Raw genomic sequence first — 13,735 nt, 5'->3', positions numbered from 1 at the left:
TCCGGAGGGCCGCGCGGCTTCGGTGGCGCGGGGTCCGGGGAGCCTGCTCGTCCGGTGCCCGCAGCGTTCACCTCACGGGCGGGCGTCCCGCGCCGTCGGATGCGTGCCGGCGCGCTGGGGCAACAGGAGGACGGCGGCGACGATGAGGGCCGCCAGGACGGCCGACGCCAGGGGGCGGCTGAGGTTCAGTCCGCCTTCGGCCACGGGCTTGTCGAGGAAGTCGCCCACCGTCGCCCCGAGGGGACGCGTGAGGATGAAGGCCGCCCAGAACAGCAGCACCCGCGAGACGTCCGTCCGGTAGTACAGGATCACGACGACCAAGAGGGCCGCGCCGAAGACGAGGGCGCCGCCGTCGTAGCCGAGGCCCCCGGTATCGGCGAGCCAGTCGCCGAGCGCCGTGCCGAGCGTCTGCGAAAACGTGATGGCCGCCCAGTAGAACGCCTCCACGCGGGGCGTGGAGACCGTGTCGACCGCGATCGTGCGCTCCGACGCGTACCAGAGCCCGAGGACCGCCGCGAGGCAGGCGAGCAGGAGCGTGGCGCCGCCGGTGTAGCCGATCCCGAGCGAGCGGTCGGCGAAGTCCGCCATGGTGGTCCCGAAGGTCGTCGAGGCGATGATGGTCGCCCAGTATAGGACCGGGTTGAACCGGCGCGACAGGATCTGGGCGACGACGAGGGCGACGAGCAGAGCGGCGAACAGGGCGGTGCCCGCCAGATAGCCCCAGCCCAGGGTCATCGTGACGGTGTCGCCGCCGGTCTCGCCGAGGGTGGTGGCGAGGACCTTGATGATCCAGAACCCGAGGGTGACTGCGGGCACCTTGCTCAAAGTGCGGTCGCGGGTCTCGCTCATCGTCTGCGCTCCTTCCAGGCGATAGCGGCCGGGCGATGAGGGCTCATCGCGCTTCGGCGGCATGGGGCGGGCGGCCTGGACGTCGCCGGGCGAGCATCGCGCTCAGCCTGTCCATGGCGAGGTAGACGACCGGCGTGGTGAACAGCGTCAGCACCTGGCTGACCGCCAGGCCGCCGACGATGGCGTAGCCGAGGGGCTGGCGGATCTCCGAGCCGGTGCCGGTGCCGAGCATCAGCGGCACGCCGCCCAGCAGCGCGCACAGCGTCGTCATCAGGATCGGGCGGAAGCGCAGCAGGCAGGCCTCGTGGATCGCCGCCTCGGGCGACTTGTCGCCCTCGCGCTCGGCCACGATGGCGACGTCGACCAGCATGATGCCGTTCTTCTTGACGATGCCGATGAGCAGGATGATCCCGATGATGCCGATCATGTCGAGCGGCCGCCCCACCAGCATCAGCGTCGCGAGCGCCCCCAGCCCGGCCGAGGGCAGCGTCGACAGGATGGTCAGGGGGTGGATCGTGCTCTCGTAGAGCACGCCCAGGATCACGTAGACGGCGAACAGAGCCGCCAGGATCAGCGGCGGCGTCGAGCCGAGGGAGGTCTGGAAAGCCTGGGCGTTGCCCTGGAACGCGGTGGCCACGGAGGACGGCATGTGCAGATCGGCGGCCGCCTTCTGCACGGCCGCGACGGCGGCCCCGATGGTCGCCCCCGGCGCCAGGTTGAAGCTCAGGGTGACGGAGGGGAACTGGCCCTGGTGGTTGATCACCGCCGGCATCGTGCCGGTCTCGACCTTGGCGATCTGGCTCAGGGGCACCGCGGTGTTGTCCTGGGAGCGGACGTAGATCCGCTGCAGGGCGTTGGGCCCGAGCTGGTCGTGCGGGTCCACCTCCAGGATGACGTAGTAGTAGTTCAGCGGCGCGTAGATCCGCGCCACGTGACGCTGGCCGAACGCATCGTAGAGGGTGTTGTCGACGGTGGCCGGGTCGATGCCGAGGCGCGCGGCAGCCGTGCGGTCGACCACGACGTCGAGCATGCGCGCGGACGATTGCTGGTCGCTGGCGACCGCGGTCAGCTCGGGCAGCTTCTGCAGCGCTTCGAGCAGCCTGGGCCCGTAATGGTTGAGCTCCTCCAGGTCGATGTCGGTCATCGTGAACTGGTACTGGGTCTTCGAGACGACGGCGCCGATGGTGATGTCCTGGGCGGCCTGCATGTAGACCTTCATGCCCTGGACCTGATCGAGCGCCTTCGAGAGCCGCGCGATGACCTGATCGGCCGTGACGTCGCGCTGCGCGCTCGGCTTCAGGCTGATGAACACGCGGCCGTTGTTCTCGGTCACGGTCGGGCCGCCCGGGCCGATGTAGCCGGCTACGTCGGCCACGGCCGGGTCCTTGGTGATGATCCCGAGGATGGCCTGCTGGCGCTGCTTCATCCCCTCGGGCGAGACGTCCTGCGCCGCTTCGCTGATGCCGATGATCAGGCCCGTGTCCTGCTGCGGGAAGAAGCCCTTCGGGATCGTCCAGAACAGGTAGCCCGTCAGCGCGATGGTGCCGAAGAAGACCAGCAGGGTGAGGGCGCGGTGGCGCAGGGCGACCTTGAGCCCGTCGTCGTAGCGTGCGGTGAGCCAGTCGAAGACGCTCTCCAGCCCGCGCGAGACGCGCCCGGGCGGCCTCGTCTCGCGACCCGGCAGGAGCCTGGCGCACATCATCGGCGTGAGCGTCAGCGACACGACCACCGACACGAGGATCGAGACCGCGACGGTCACGGCGAACTCGCGGAACATCAGCCCGACGACGCCGCCCATCAGGAACAGGGGGATGAAGACCGCGACGAGGGAGATGGAGATCGACAGGATCGTGAAGCCGATCTCGCCGGCCCCGTCGAGGGCCGCCTGCATCGGCGTGGCGCCCGCCTCGATGTGGCGGACGATGTTCTCGACCATGACGATGGCGTCGTCGACCACGAAGCCGATGGCGATGGTGAGCGCCATCAGCGACAGGTTGTCGAGGCTGTAGCCCAGCCCGTACATCACCGCGAAGGTGCCGATCAGCGAGATCGGCACCGAGACCGCGGGGATCACGGTCGCCCAGAGCCTGCGCAGGAACAGCGCGATGACGCCGACCACGAGCGCGATGGTCAGGAGCAGGGTGACCTGCACGTCCGCGACGCTGGCCTGGATGGTCTGGGTCCGGTCCGAGGCGATCTTCACGTCGATGCCCGGCGGCAGCGAGGCCTGGAGCTGCGGCAGCGCCTTCTTGATCGCCGCCACCGTGGCGATGACGTTGGCCCCGGGCGCCCGCTGCACGGCGAGCGCCACGGCCGGCTTCTCGCCGACCCAGCCCGCCAGGGTGACGTCCTGGGGGGCCTTGACCGCGCGGCCGATGTCGCGGACCCGGATCGGCGCGCCGTCGCGGTAGGCGACGATGGCGTCCTCGAAGCCGGCGGCGGTCATCAGCTGGTCGTTGCTCTGCAGGGCCACGGCCTGCTGGCTTCCGTAGAGCTGCCCCTTGGGCTGCAGCACCGTCAGGTTCGCGAGGGCGGTGCGCACCGTCTCGAAATCGAGGTTCTCGGCCGCGAGCTGGGCCGGATTGACCTGGATGCGGATCGCCGGGCTCTGCAGTCCGCCGACGCCGACGAGGCCCACGCCCGGGACCTGCGAGATCTTCTGGGCCATGAGCGAGGAGGCGTAGTCGCTGACGGTCGTGATCGGGAACACGTCCGACGACATGGCGATCAGCAGGATCGGGACGTCGGCCGGGTTGGTCTTGCGGTAGGTGGGCGGGTTCAGGAGCGCCGCCGGCAACTGTCCCTGGGTGGCGTTGATGGCCGCCTGCACGTCGGAGGCGACCGAGTCGATGGTGCGGCTCCGGTCGAACTGCAGCGAGATCTGGGTGAAGCCCGTGCCGCTGCTCGACGTCATCTGGGTCAGCCCGGGGATCTGGCCGAACTGGCGTTCGAGCTGGGTGGCCACCGAGGCGGCGACGGTCTTCGGGTCGGCGCCCGGCAGCTGGGCCGTGACCTGGACGGTCGGCGAGTCGACGTTCGGGAGGGCGGCGACCGGCAGGAGGGTGTAGCTGATCGCGCCGAGCACCACGACCGCGAGCATGAGCAGGCCGGTGGCGATGGGCCGCCGGATGAAGCCCGCGGAGAGGGTCATGGCAGCATCCCCGCCGTGGCCGTGGAGGTGTCGGGCACTTGGTCGGGAGGCGCGGGCGTGATCCGGGTGCCGGGCTTCAGCCGGTACTGGCCCTGGACGACGACGGTCTCGCCGGACTTCAGGCCCTCCGAGATCAGGGCGACGCCGCGGGTGCGCTGCCGGATCCTGACCGGCCGCACCGAGACCGTGTCGTCGGCTCCCACCACGTAGACGAACTGGCCCCTGTCGTTGAGCTGCAGGGCGTTGGTCGGCACCGTCAGCGCCGCCGTCTCGACGGACGTCGTCACCGCGACGTTCACGAAGCTGCCCGCCCAGAGCTGGCGCTCGGCGTTCGGGAAGACCGCCTTCAACTGCACGGTCCCCGATCTGGGGTCGGCCTGGTTGTTGATCAGCAGCAGGGTGCCGGCATCGAGCATCCTGTCGCCGGACTGGTCGTAGGCGGTTGCCGCGACCGGGCCGCGCGTCAGGGCGGCCTGCACGGCCGCGATGTCGCTCGTCGGGAGCGTGAAGAGCACGCTGATCGGCTGGACCTGGGTCAGGACGACGATGCCGGCGGGGTCGGTCGGGTTGATGATGTTTCCGATGTCGACGCGGCGGATGCCGGTCACCCCGTCGAACGGGGCCCGCAGCGTCGCGAAGTCGAGCTCGGTCTGCGCGTAGTCGATGGCGGCCTGATCGCCCTTCAGGGCGCTCTCGCTCTGCGCGATCTGCGCGCGCTCGCTCACGACCTGCTGGTCCGTGGCGAAGCCCTTCTGCAGGAGGGGCTCGTTGCGGGCGAGGTTGGTCTTCTGGTTGGCGAGGAGCGCCTGATCCTTGGCGAGCTGAGCCTGCGCCTGTTCGAGGCGGGCCTGGTAGATGCGCGGGTCGATCCGGGCGAGCACGTCGCCGCGCCGGACGAACTGGCCTTCCTTGAAGTCGGCGCTCTGCAGGTATCCGGTGACCTGGCTGCGGATGGTCGCGACGTTCAGGGCATTCACGGTTCCGACGCCCCTCAGGGTCAGGGGCACGTCCTGGGTCCGCACCGGGGCCGTCACCACGGGGACGGGCGCGGGCTCCGCGGCCTGGGGGCCGGAGGACGGTGGCGGCGACGCTCCATGGTAGGCGACGGCACCCCCGACCGCGCACAGGGCGAGGGCCACGACGGCGAGCTTCCCCCGACCGGGCCGGCGGACCCGCGTGGATCCGGGCATCTCCGTCGGGCCATGGGACGGATCCGTCGGCCGGTGGGGCAGGGCGGGCCGTTCCCGGGTCATCGGGTCGCGCCCGCGCGCCGGAGGACGCTGTCCAGGAGGATCGCGCCGAGCCCGGCGACGAGCAGGATGGCGACCCAGGGGCTCGGCGGCCGGAGGAAGGCGGAGAGCGACCCCGCCAGGATGATCCAGCCGACGATGGCGGCCGCGAACCCGACGTCGTCGACGACCAGGCCGACGAGTTCGCGAAGGATGGTCGAGAGGGCGTTCATGGGCGGCGCCTAGCGGACGGCCAGGGTCGGAGCCGCCGCCGCACGTCGCCGGCCGAGCGGGACGGCGAGCGCGGCGACGAGCAGGTATGCGAGCGTGAGCCCGGGGATCGACCAGTCGCCGCCGGGCCAGACCAGGCGGAGACCCTCGCCGACCCAGAATGTCCCGAACGCGGCGAGCAGCACCCCGACCGAGAACTTGAGCGCGTTCTCCGGCACCATCGCCAGGGGCCGGTGCAGGACGATCCCGAGCGCGGCCACCACCAGGAGCGCCGCCGCGGCTCCGAGGCCGGCCGGGACCAGGAGGCCGACGCCGCCCGCGCCCACGGCGATGACGATGAACACGACCTCCAGGCCTTCGAGCAGGGTGATCTTGAAGGCCGTGGCGATCGCGACCGCATCCCAGACTCCGCCGGCCGGACCGGCCGCCCGCAGGCTGCCGGTCTCCCGGGCGTAGGCCGCGGTCTCATCGTGGAGCGGGATCACCCCGGCCGCCCGCAGGATCGCCTTGCGCAGCCACCGGAGGCCGAACAGCAGCAGCAAGCTACCGACGATCAGTTGGACGGCCTGGAGCGGGATGCGGGTCAGCAGAGGGCCGAAGAGCAGGACGACCGTCAGGAGGGCGACGAGCGCGGCGGCGGTGCCGGTCAGGGCACCCCGCCAGCCGCGCATCGCACCGACCGCCAACACCACGGTCAGCGCTTCGACGAACTCCACCGCCGAGGCCAGGAAGGCCGCCAGGGCGGTCGGCCATGCATGCACCCAGTCGACCGTCATCCGCGCCTGTCCTCCAGCCGACCGGCCGCGCCGCAGCGGGTTGCCCGGCGGCAAAATTGTAGCTAACACTACCATTGTCAAGAAATTTGATTTTTATGCTACAAGCGCCGGGTGTTTCCGACGGCGCTTCGGCGGCGGGGGGCAGAACCGTGACCGATGATTTCCGCAGCACCGTCAGACGCCTGACGCCGTCGCTGTCCCCGGCGGCGGCCCGCGTCGCGAGCTACCTCGACCGGAACCGCGCGACGGTCCTGGCCAGCTCGGCCGCCCAGATCGCGGCGCAACTCGGGACTTCGGACGCCACGGTGATCCGTGCGGTCCAGGCGCTCGGGTTCGACGGCCTGCCGGATCTCAAGCAGGCGCTGGCCGCGGGCCTCGACGACCGGCGAACGCCGGCGGCCGATATGGGCCGCACCCTCGCGGAGGTCGGCGACGACGCGGGTCAGGCCATCGACGCGGTCCTGGATGCCCATCGCGAGGGGATGGAGGCGCTGCGGACGGAGGCCGGTCGGACCGCCATCCTGGCGGCCATCACGGCCCTCCACCCGGCGGCGCGCATCGGGGTGTTCGGGATCGGGCCCTCCGCGCACCTCGCTCGGTATCTCGCCTTCCAGCTGACCCGATCCGGGCGGCGCAGCTTCCTCCTCGACGCCACGGGGTGGTCGCTCGCCGATCAACTGCTCGGCCTGCGGGCCGACGACGCGGTCCTGCTGCTCGCCTACGGCCAGCCCTACCGGGAGGTTCAGGCCGTCATGGCCGAGGCGCGCCGCCTGGGCCTGCGGGTGGTCCTGGTGACCGACACGCAGGACAGCGCGCTGGCCCGGCAAGCCACGGTCGTGCTCCTGGCCCGGCGCGGCCGCGCCAACCAGGTCGCGCTCCACGCCACGACGCTGATCGCCCTGGAGGCGGTCATCCTCGGCCTCGCCGCGGCCGACCGCGACAACGCCCTCCAGCAACTGGCCGACCTCGACCGGCTGCGGAAGCTCGTCGGTCCGTGAAGGACCCTGCGGTGCGCCCGTCGAAGGGATCCCGCTCCAGGCCCCGTCGCCCCTCAGGGAATTCAAATCCATGCCCGAAGACAGGATGGTGACCGAGACGAGCAAGGTCCCGGAGATCACGCTGGCGTTCTGGACGATCAAGATCGTCGCCACCACCCTGGGCGAGGTCGGCGGCAACGCCGTCACCCTGACGCTCGGATTGGGGTACCTCGTCGGCACGCTGATCTTCGCGACATGCCTCGTCGTGGCGGTGGCGGCCCAGATCCGGGCCAGACGCTTCCACCCCTACCTGTACTGGGCCGTCATCACGGCGACGACGCTGGCGGGCACGACCCTGGCCGACTTCTTCGACCGGTCCCTGGGCATCGGCTATCTCGGCGGGTCGCTGACCCTGTTCGCGCTGGTGCTCGCCTCGCTGGGCCTCTGGTACCGGTCGGAGGGGACGGTGGCCGTCGAGACCGTCGCGAATCCGAGGGTCGAGGGCTTCTACTGGCTGACGATCACGGTCTCGCAGACGCTCGGCACCGCCCTGGGCGACTGGATGGCCGACGACACGCCGCTCGGCTACAACGGCAGCGCCCTGCTGATCGGCGGCGTCCTGGCGGTCATCGCCGTCCTGTATGTCCGCACGACGGTCTCGCGCACCGCGCTGTTCTGGGCGGCCTTCATCCTGACGCGGCCGCTGGGCGCGACGGTCGCCAACTCGCTCGACAAGCCGGCCGCCCAGGGCGGTCTGGCGCTCAGCGACCTGACCATCTCGGCCGTGCTCGCCGCCGTGATGGTCGCCTGCGTCTTGCTCGTCCCGCAGCGGGCGGGGCGCCATCCCGTCGCCGGAGCCGGCTCATCCCGCGCGTGAGCCCGGTTCGCCGTCAATCGGTCGCGGTTGCCCCGGCTCCCGGCCGGCATACGCCTGGGACCGGGCCGGGCCGCCGCTCGAAAGGTTCGCCTACTTCGCACCCTGGATGTTCGGCGGACCGAGATGCTGGAGGAAGTCCGGCTTGCCCAGGGTCACCCCGGCGCCGCGCAGGATCGCGTAGGCGGTGGTGACGTGGAAGAAGAAGTTCGGAAGCGCGAAGCCCGTGAGATAGGCCTGCCCGGTGAAACGGTATCCCATGCCGTTCGGGAACTTCAGTTCGACCTCACGCTCTGCGGCCGGGGCCAGGGCGGCCGGATCGACGCCCTCGACGAACGCGATGGTCCTGGCGCAGCGCTCCTTGAGTTCGGCGAAGCTGGCCTCGACATCCGGCATCGCGGGCGCTTCGATCCCGGCGAGCCGCGCCACCGCGTTCTTGGCGCTGTCGGATGCCATCTGATACTGCGCCGGCAACGGCCTCATGTCGGGGGCGAGGCGGCCGAGGAGCAAGGCGGCCTCCGGCTTCTCCGAGGCCGCCTTGTCGAGCCACGCGCTCATGTTGCGCAGCCCGTTGACGAAGATCGGGACGCTGACGTCGTGAAGGCTGATGCTCATCCCGGGTCGCTACGGCACCGGCCCCCTTGGGCGCGGTGACGAAGCGCACACCGCGTGACGGCGCGTTCCCGGGCCGATGCGCCCCGCCCGCGCGTCGCGGGGCGGCCGAAGAGGCTCCGACGACGACGCCCGCAGGGTCGGTAAGCCGGGCACGGCGTGAAGGGTCGAGGAGGCGGTGACCCGCCTCGGTTGCCACGTCGTCGGCGTCGGGAACCGCATGCCTGGGGTCGGGGCGTCCCCGCGGGATGTCCCGGTCCCGCCATGACGCCACCGGCCCATCACAAGGTGGTGCGTCGCGCCGAACCGTCTCCTCGACCTTCGCGTTGCGAAGCGACGGCGGGGGAAAGACGACGCATGCGACAGGTGAAGGTCAGGCTGATCGAGCCGGGGCTGCGCCCCCGGCGGACGCGCCTGGAGATCCCCGGCTGGGCGGGCAATCCCGAGCCCCGGGTGGACGGCTCGCAGGAATACGCCTGGCACTGCATCCCCTTCTCGGAGGCGGCGAAGGGCGGGATCGAGCTGTTCTATCCCTACGATGCCGAGTTGCGGGTCAGCACCCGGGATGGGAAGCCGGTCTTCGAGGGCGACCTCGGCGAGCCCCCCGAGCCGGGCCTGCAATGGCCGCCGTTCCGGAGCTTCGGCGACGCCTACTACACCTACCAGATCCTCATCGACCTGAAGGTCGAGGACGGGTGGGCGATCAAGACCGAGACCCATCCGCGCTTCTACACCGACCGGACCGGAACCGTGCCGGTCGCCGTGCCTGCGCTCCTGCGGCACTGGTGGCCGATGATGTATTTCATGGTGTTCAAGACCCCCGACGAGGGCCGCACCCACGTCTTCCGGAAGGGCGAGCCCTTCATGCAGGTCACCGTCGTCCCAGCCGAGGCCGATTTCGAGCTCGTGCCCATGTCCGAGGCGGAGGCCGCCGAGCGCGAGTTGCAGTCCCGGCGCATCTACGCGAGCCGCCACACCCTGTCGGCGGACACGCAATGGACCTCGGCGACCGACACCGTGTTCGACGGCACCTACAGGCGCATCCTGGGCGCCGCGAAGAGCCCCAGCTGAGGCGCGGCAGGGCGGGACCGGCGTCCCGCCCTGCCGCAGGCTGCTCAATACCCGTAGGGCCGATAGTAGCCGTGGTGATGGTGGTGATGGTGATGGTACCGCCGGAAGTACCGGTGATGATGATGGTGATGGTGGTAGAACGGCCGGAAGAACCGGTGGTGGTGGTGATGGTGGTGATAGTAGTACTGGGCCTCCTGGACGGTCGCCTCGCCCTCGGATGCCGGCGGCAGTAGCTCGGCCTTGGCCGCGGCCGCGTCGGACTCCCTGAGGAGTGCCACCGCATCCGGGATGGGCTTGAGCAGGTCGGCGTAGCTCTCGGCCTGCATGGCCACCGCGAGGCCGATCGGGGCCGGCATCGCGGCTTGCGCCGGATCGGCGGCCGCCAGCAGGGTGACGGCCCCGATCAGGCCAGCGACTGTCTTGTCCATCGACGGGATCCTTCCTTCACCGGCGCGGCCCACAATCCCGGAGGGGTCGTGGACAAAAGCGCCGCCGGAAACACCAGGCATCGGAGAGCCGTTCCGGCCTGACGCCGGCCGGACCATCACATCTCCGGCATGAGCGCCACGATGCGCCGAAGATGCCCGGCCACGGCCCGAGCCGGAGTCAGACGGCCTTGCCGACGAGGCTCCCGATGCCGGCGGTGACGGCCATCGCCAGCACGCCCCAAACGGTGACGCGGGCCGTGGCCCGTGCGATCGGGGCGCCCCCTGCCTTTGCGCCGAGCGCCCCGAGCACCGCCAGGAACACCAGCGAGGCTCCGGACACGGTGTAGACCGCGAGGTGGCCCGGCGAGAGCGCCGCGGCCGCCAGCGGCAGGGCCGCCCCGGCCGAGAAGGTCGCCGCCGAGGTCAGCGCCGCCTGGACCGGGCGCGCCGCCGTGACCTCCGAGATGCCGAGCTCGTCCCGGGCATGGGCGGCGAGCGCGTCCTTGGACATGAGTCGCTCGGCGACCGTGAGGGCGAGAGCGTGGTCGAGGCCGCGGTCGACGTAGATCCGCGCCAACTCCTCCTTCTCTGCCGCGGGGTCGTCGGCGAGTTCGCGCCGCTCGCGGGCGAGGTCGGCTCGCTCGGTGTCGGCCTGGGAACTCACCGACACGTACTCGCCGGCCGCCATCGACATCGCGCCCGCCACGAGGCCGGCGCTGCCGGCGATCAGGACCTCGCCGGTGTTGGCGGCGGAGGCCGCCACGCCCACGATCAGGCTCGCCGTGGAGACGAGGCCGTCGTTCGCGCCGAGCACGGCCGCGCGCAGCCAGCCGATCCGGTCGATGAGGTGCCTCTCGGCGTGGACGGGGCGCATGGGGTCAGCCTTTCCAGGGCAGCATGCGGCGCAGGACCGCGTCGTGCCAGAGGGAATGGTGGACGCGCGCGGCGCCCTGGAACAGGGCCGGCGCCATCGGGATGTTGGCGGCGAGTGCGTGCCATTGCGTCGGGGGCCGGCGCCACGCCGGGTCGCCGACCTGCGACGGCTGATCGGACCCATGGAGGCGCCGCGCACGAAGGCGTTGGCGATGGTGCCCGTGGCGAAGGCGACGTGGAGGTCGGCGCGTCGTTCCGAGCGGTTGGTGAGCCGGCGGAAGCGGGCCAGCCATGCCAGCCGCGTGCGCCGCACGATCCAGCGGCAGGGGCCGCGTTGCACGCTGCTCTGGAGGCCGCGATGCGCGGCGTGCGGCTGCGACCGCTGCGCGCGCCCGTCAACGCAACGCGGGCCGGCCGCCGGCATACGGCTGTCGTGGGCGGTGGCCCCGCTCGGCCTCAGGCCGAGCCGTGGCCCCCTGGCGTCCTCGCGCGTCCTGAAGCTGCGCCAGTCTCGCACCGCCCGGAGGTCGATGGGTCCGAGGGCGTCCATGCCCTCCCGACACCGCCGCACGGGGCTGTCCCGCGGTCCCGGCCCCGGCCGCGCGAAAACCGCATCGCGCGCCGCCAGCCCGTGATCGGATCGGGCGGCGGGATACGTCAGCCTGCCCGCTTGGCGCTCCAGCTGCCGCTGCACTCCACCAAGCCACCCGACGTGCGCCATGTCCCACTGCCGCCGCCGCTCGCGGTCAGGTTGCCGGCGATCGGCACCTTGTTCGAGCCTTGGGTGATGATCGCCTGCACGACACCCCCGGCCGAGACACCGCCGTCGATATCGACCTCTTCCCCGGGGATCGAGGCGTCGCTGTTCCGGATCTGCACCTGATAGCGCGTGCTGGCCGCGCATGGGCCCTCCGTCGTCGCGGCGACGATGGTCCACGAGCCGTCGTACTGGTTCGGGACGCGCACCTTCTTGGTCGCAGCCTCTGCCGGGCCGAGAAGGCCTGCCGCGAGGGCGGCAACAAGGATTACGGGCGGGGTACGTGCCACGAACATCTCCGACGGTCGCGCCGCCGGGGTTGACCACGCCCCCGAAGAACGGAGGCGTCGGCTTAAAAGTTTCAGACGCCGCCCGACGCGCGCTCCGGCCGGACGACAGTTTGAAAACCGGGTCTGGACCGGTACGAGGCATCCTGGGCAGCCGCACAGAGAAGCTGAGTGCTGGGATTGGCCGACGACGATAAACTGCGCGGGCTGCTCGCCGAGGTCGGCCGCGGCGATGCCGCGGCGCTCGCCCGGTTCTACGACCTGACCAGCCCGAAACTCTTCGGCGTCATCCTGCGTATCCAGAGGGATCGAGGCTTGGCCGAGGACGTCCTGCAGGACGCGTACCTGCGGGTCTGGCAGGCGGCCGGAAGCTACGATCCCGCAGCGGGGCGCCCGCTTCCGTGGCTGTGCGCCATCGCGCGCAATCGGGCCATCGACAGTCTGCGCCGGAGAGGTGCGACCGAGGTTCAGCGGCCTGCGGAGGATGACAGCGAGGACTGGGTGGCGAGGCTGATGGATCCACACGACGACGCGACGGCGTTCATGGATCGGGACGCGCTCAGCACCTGTCTCAATCGCCTGGAGCCGATGCACCGGGACTGCGTGGTGCTGGCATACTGTGAGGGTTACTCGCGCGAGGAATTGGCGCAGCGCTTCGACCGCCCGGTCAACACGATCAAGACCTGGCTGCATCGCGCCCTCGCGGCACTGAAATCCTGCCTGGAGACGGTGTCGTGAGCGGCGGCGGCGGCGAGCCGGCCCCGGATCCCGATCTCCGGGCGGCCGAGTACGTGCTGGGTACCCTCGACGCGAGCGAGCGGGCGGAGATGGACCGGGCGATCGCCGTCGATCCCGGCACGGCGAGCCGGGTGCGGGCCTGGGAGCGGCGGCTGGCGCCGTTGCTCGATGCCATCCCGCCGGCGTCGCCGGCACCGCGCGTGCGGGCGGCGTTGCTGCGGTCGCTGCCCGGTGCTGTCCCGGCCGAGCCGGACCAGCTCGCCGCCTTGCGTCGGCAGGTGCGGCGATGGCGGATCGTGTCCGCCGGAGCCGGGTTGCTGGCGGCCGGTCTCGCGTTGTTCGTGGGGGTGGGGCTGCGGCCGGGCCAGGAGGGCGGCCGCTACCTCGCGGTGGTGCAGGGCGGCGGTACGCTCCCGGCGCTGATCGTGCGCGTCGACACCCGCACCGGCACGGCGCAGGTCAGGCCGGTCGGTGCCGAGACGCCCGAGGGCCGGGCCCTGGAACTCTGGTATGTCGGCGCCGGAGGGCCGAAGTCGATCGGTCTCGTGGAGGCGGCCTCCAGCCGGGTGGCACTCCCGGCCGGGGCTTCGCCGGACGGGGCGATCGCGGTCTCGGTCGAGCCGCCCGGCGGCTCTCCGACCGGGCAACCGACCGGACCGGTGATCTACTCGGGCAAGCTCATCCCCGAATAGGGTCGGACGGTGCGGCGCGTGCCGGTCGGGATACGCGCCGCGTTCGTCCTCAGGGCATCATCACGCCGTTGACCACGTGGATGACGCCGTTCGACTGCATGACGTTCGGGATCGTCACCGTGGCGGTGTTGCCCTTCACGTCGGTCACGTAGACCTTCTTGCCCTGCGCCGAGACGCCGAGCGGCTCGCC

At 71.3% G+C, this 13,735-nt stretch carries 15 protein-coding genes and 2 pseudogenes; 5 read left to right on the top strand and 12 right to left on the bottom strand.

Features of this window, described 5'->3' with window-relative positions:
- Window positions 1–72: 72 nt before the first annotated feature.
- Genes MKL01_RS05455 through MKL01_RS05435 form a run of 5 tightly spaced genes read right to left on the bottom strand, consistent with a single transcriptional unit; the run spans window position 73 to window position 6,236 of the window.
- On the bottom strand, window positions 73–849 hold the full coding sequence (locus MKL01_RS05455) for a hypothetical protein (RefSeq protein WP_243904203.1): 777 nt from the start codon (window positions 847–849) through the stop codon (window positions 73–75).
- Window positions 850–892: 43 nt separating this feature from the next.
- Window positions 893–4,000: an efflux RND transporter permease subunit gene (locus MKL01_RS05450; RefSeq protein ID WP_243904202.1), complete on the bottom strand. Its 3,108-nt coding sequence runs from the start codon at window positions 3,998–4,000 to the stop codon at window positions 893–895.
- Window positions 3,997–5,190, bottom strand: a complete 1,194-nt coding sequence (locus MKL01_RS05445; RefSeq protein ID WP_243904201.1) for an efflux RND transporter periplasmic adaptor subunit — start codon at window positions 5,188–5,190, stop codon at window positions 3,997–3,999. Before MKL01_RS05445 ends, MKL01_RS05450 begins: the two co-directional genes overlap by 4 nt.
- 59 nt (window positions 5,191–5,249) lie before the next feature.
- Entirely contained in the window at window positions 5,250–5,462 is a 213-nt protein-coding gene (locus MKL01_RS05440) for a hypothetical protein (protein WP_243904200.1), read from the bottom strand.
- A gap of 9 nt (window positions 5,463–5,471) precedes the next feature.
- On the bottom strand, window positions 5,472–6,236 hold the full coding sequence (locus MKL01_RS05435; protein ID WP_243904199.1) for a hypothetical protein: 765 nt from the start codon (window positions 6,234–6,236) through the stop codon (window positions 5,472–5,474).
- A 149-nt stretch (window positions 6,237–6,385) separates the two neighbouring features.
- Between MKL01_RS05435 and MKL01_RS05430 the strand changes: the two genes are divergently transcribed.
- Window positions 6,386–7,234 (top strand): MurR/RpiR family transcriptional regulator, encoded by an 849-nt coding sequence (locus tag MKL01_RS05430; RefSeq protein WP_243904198.1) that lies wholly within the window; start codon window positions 6,386–6,388, stop codon window positions 7,232–7,234.
- Between the two features lie 70 nt (window positions 7,235–7,304).
- A complete protein-coding gene (locus MKL01_RS05425; RefSeq protein WP_243904197.1) occupies window positions 7,305–8,090 on the top strand; it encodes a hypothetical protein in 786 nt (261 codons plus the stop codon).
- Window positions 8,091–8,180: 90 nt separating this feature from the next.
- On the opposite strand, the gene MKL01_RS05420 is transcribed toward MKL01_RS05425, so the two are convergent.
- A complete protein-coding gene (locus MKL01_RS05420; RefSeq protein ID WP_243904196.1) occupies window positions 8,181–8,702 on the bottom strand; it encodes a DUF1993 family protein in 522 nt (173 codons plus the stop codon).
- A 354-nt stretch (window positions 8,703–9,056) separates the two neighbouring features.
- Here MKL01_RS05420 and MKL01_RS05415 point away from each other — a divergent pair, with 354 nt between their 5' ends.
- Window positions 9,057–9,770, top strand: coding sequence for a DUF6065 family protein (locus tag MKL01_RS05415; protein ID WP_243904195.1), 714 nt, complete (start codon window positions 9,057–9,059; stop codon window positions 9,768–9,770).
- Window positions 9,771–9,814: 44 nt separating this feature from the next.
- Here MKL01_RS05415 and MKL01_RS05410 read toward each other — a convergent pair whose 3' ends face one another.
- The 5 genes and pseudogenes from MKL01_RS05410 to MKL01_RS05390 form a co-directional block, all read right to left on the bottom strand.
- Window positions 9,815–10,198 carry a hypothetical protein gene (locus MKL01_RS05410; RefSeq protein ID WP_243904194.1) on the bottom strand — a complete coding sequence of 128 codons (384 nt, stop codon included), beginning with the start codon at window positions 10,196–10,198 and terminating at the stop codon, window positions 9,815–9,817.
- 178 nt (window positions 10,199–10,376) lie between these two features.
- On the bottom strand, window positions 10,377–11,072 hold the full coding sequence (locus MKL01_RS05405) for a VIT family protein (protein ID WP_243904193.1): 696 nt from the start codon (window positions 11,070–11,072) through the stop codon (window positions 10,377–10,379).
- Between the two features lie 4 nt (window positions 11,073–11,076).
- Window positions 11,077–11,285, bottom strand: a pseudogene (locus MKL01_RS05400) (cytochrome b); the annotation flags it as partial.
- A gap of 6 nt (window positions 11,286–11,291) precedes the next feature.
- Window positions 11,292–11,555, bottom strand: a pseudogene (locus MKL01_RS05395) (IS5/IS1182 family transposase); the annotation flags it as partial.
- A 173-nt stretch (window positions 11,556–11,728) separates the two neighbouring features.
- A complete protein-coding gene (locus MKL01_RS05390) occupies window positions 11,729–12,124 on the bottom strand; it encodes a heme utilization protein (RefSeq protein WP_243904192.1) in 396 nt (131 codons plus the stop codon).
- 171 nt (window positions 12,125–12,295) lie between these two features.
- Between MKL01_RS05390 and MKL01_RS05385 the strand changes: the two genes are divergently transcribed.
- Window positions 12,296–12,853: a sigma-70 family RNA polymerase sigma factor gene (locus MKL01_RS05385; protein WP_243904191.1), complete on the top strand. Its 558-nt coding sequence runs from the start codon at window positions 12,296–12,298 to the stop codon at window positions 12,851–12,853.
- Window positions 12,850–13,545 carry an anti-sigma factor domain-containing protein gene (locus tag MKL01_RS05380; protein ID WP_243904190.1) on the top strand — a complete coding sequence of 232 codons (696 nt, stop codon included), beginning with the start codon at window positions 12,850–12,852 and terminating at the stop codon, window positions 13,543–13,545. Before MKL01_RS05385 ends, MKL01_RS05380 begins: the two co-directional genes overlap by 4 nt.
- Before the next feature lie 49 nt (window positions 13,546–13,594).
- On the opposite strand, the gene MKL01_RS05375 is transcribed toward MKL01_RS05380, so the two are convergent.
- Window positions 13,595–13,735 (bottom strand): fasciclin domain-containing protein (locus tag MKL01_RS05375; protein ID WP_243904274.1); only part of this gene is annotated, 141 nt, incomplete at its 5' end.

This window comes from Methylobacterium sp. J-070 (genome assembly GCF_022829385.1).
Classification (GTDB): Bacteria; Pseudomonadota; Alphaproteobacteria; order Rhizobiales; family Beijerinckiaceae; genus Methylobacterium.
The sequence above is the reverse complement of the archived record's forward strand: the minus strand, read 5'-3'. Positions and strand labels throughout refer to the sequence as shown.

Bases quoted from the DNA above. Each gene is read 5' to 3' on its own strand.
- MKL01_RS05455 (WP_243904203.1), bottom strand. From the start codon at position 849: ATGAGCGAGACCCGCGACCGCACTTTGAGCAAGGTGCCCGCAGTCACC.
- MKL01_RS05450 (WP_243904202.1), bottom strand. From the start codon at position 4,000: ATGACCCTCTCCGCGGGCTTCATCCGGCGGCCCATCGCCACCGGCCTG.
- MKL01_RS05445 (WP_243904201.1), bottom strand. From the start codon at position 5,190: ATGCCCGGATCCACGCGGGTCCGCCGGCCCGGTCGGGGGAAGCTCGCC.
- MKL01_RS05440 (WP_243904200.1), bottom strand. From the start codon at position 5,462: ATGAACGCCCTCTCGACCATCCTTCGCGAACTCGTCGGCCTGGTCGTC.
- MKL01_RS05435 (WP_243904199.1), bottom strand. From the start codon at position 6,236: ATGACGGTCGACTGGGTGCATGCATGGCCGACCGCCCTGGCGGCCTTC.
- MKL01_RS05425 (WP_243904197.1), top strand. From the start codon at position 7,305: ATGCCCGAAGACAGGATGGTGACCGAGACGAGCAAGGTCCCGGAGATC.
- MKL01_RS05420 (WP_243904196.1), bottom strand. From the start codon at position 8,702: ATGAGCATCAGCCTTCACGACGTCAGCGTCCCGATCTTCGTCAACGGG.
- MKL01_RS05415 (WP_243904195.1), top strand. From the start codon at position 9,057: ATGCGACAGGTGAAGGTCAGGCTGATCGAGCCGGGGCTGCGCCCCCGG.
- MKL01_RS05410 (WP_243904194.1), bottom strand. From the start codon at position 10,198: ATGGACAAGACAGTCGCTGGCCTGATCGGGGCCGTCACCCTGCTGGCG.
- MKL01_RS05405 (WP_243904193.1), bottom strand. From the start codon at position 11,072: ATGCGCCCCGTCCACGCCGAGAGGCACCTCATCGACCGGATCGGCTGG.
- MKL01_RS05390 (WP_243904192.1), bottom strand. From the start codon at position 12,124: ATGTTCGTGGCACGTACCCCGCCCGTAATCCTTGTTGCCGCCCTCGCG.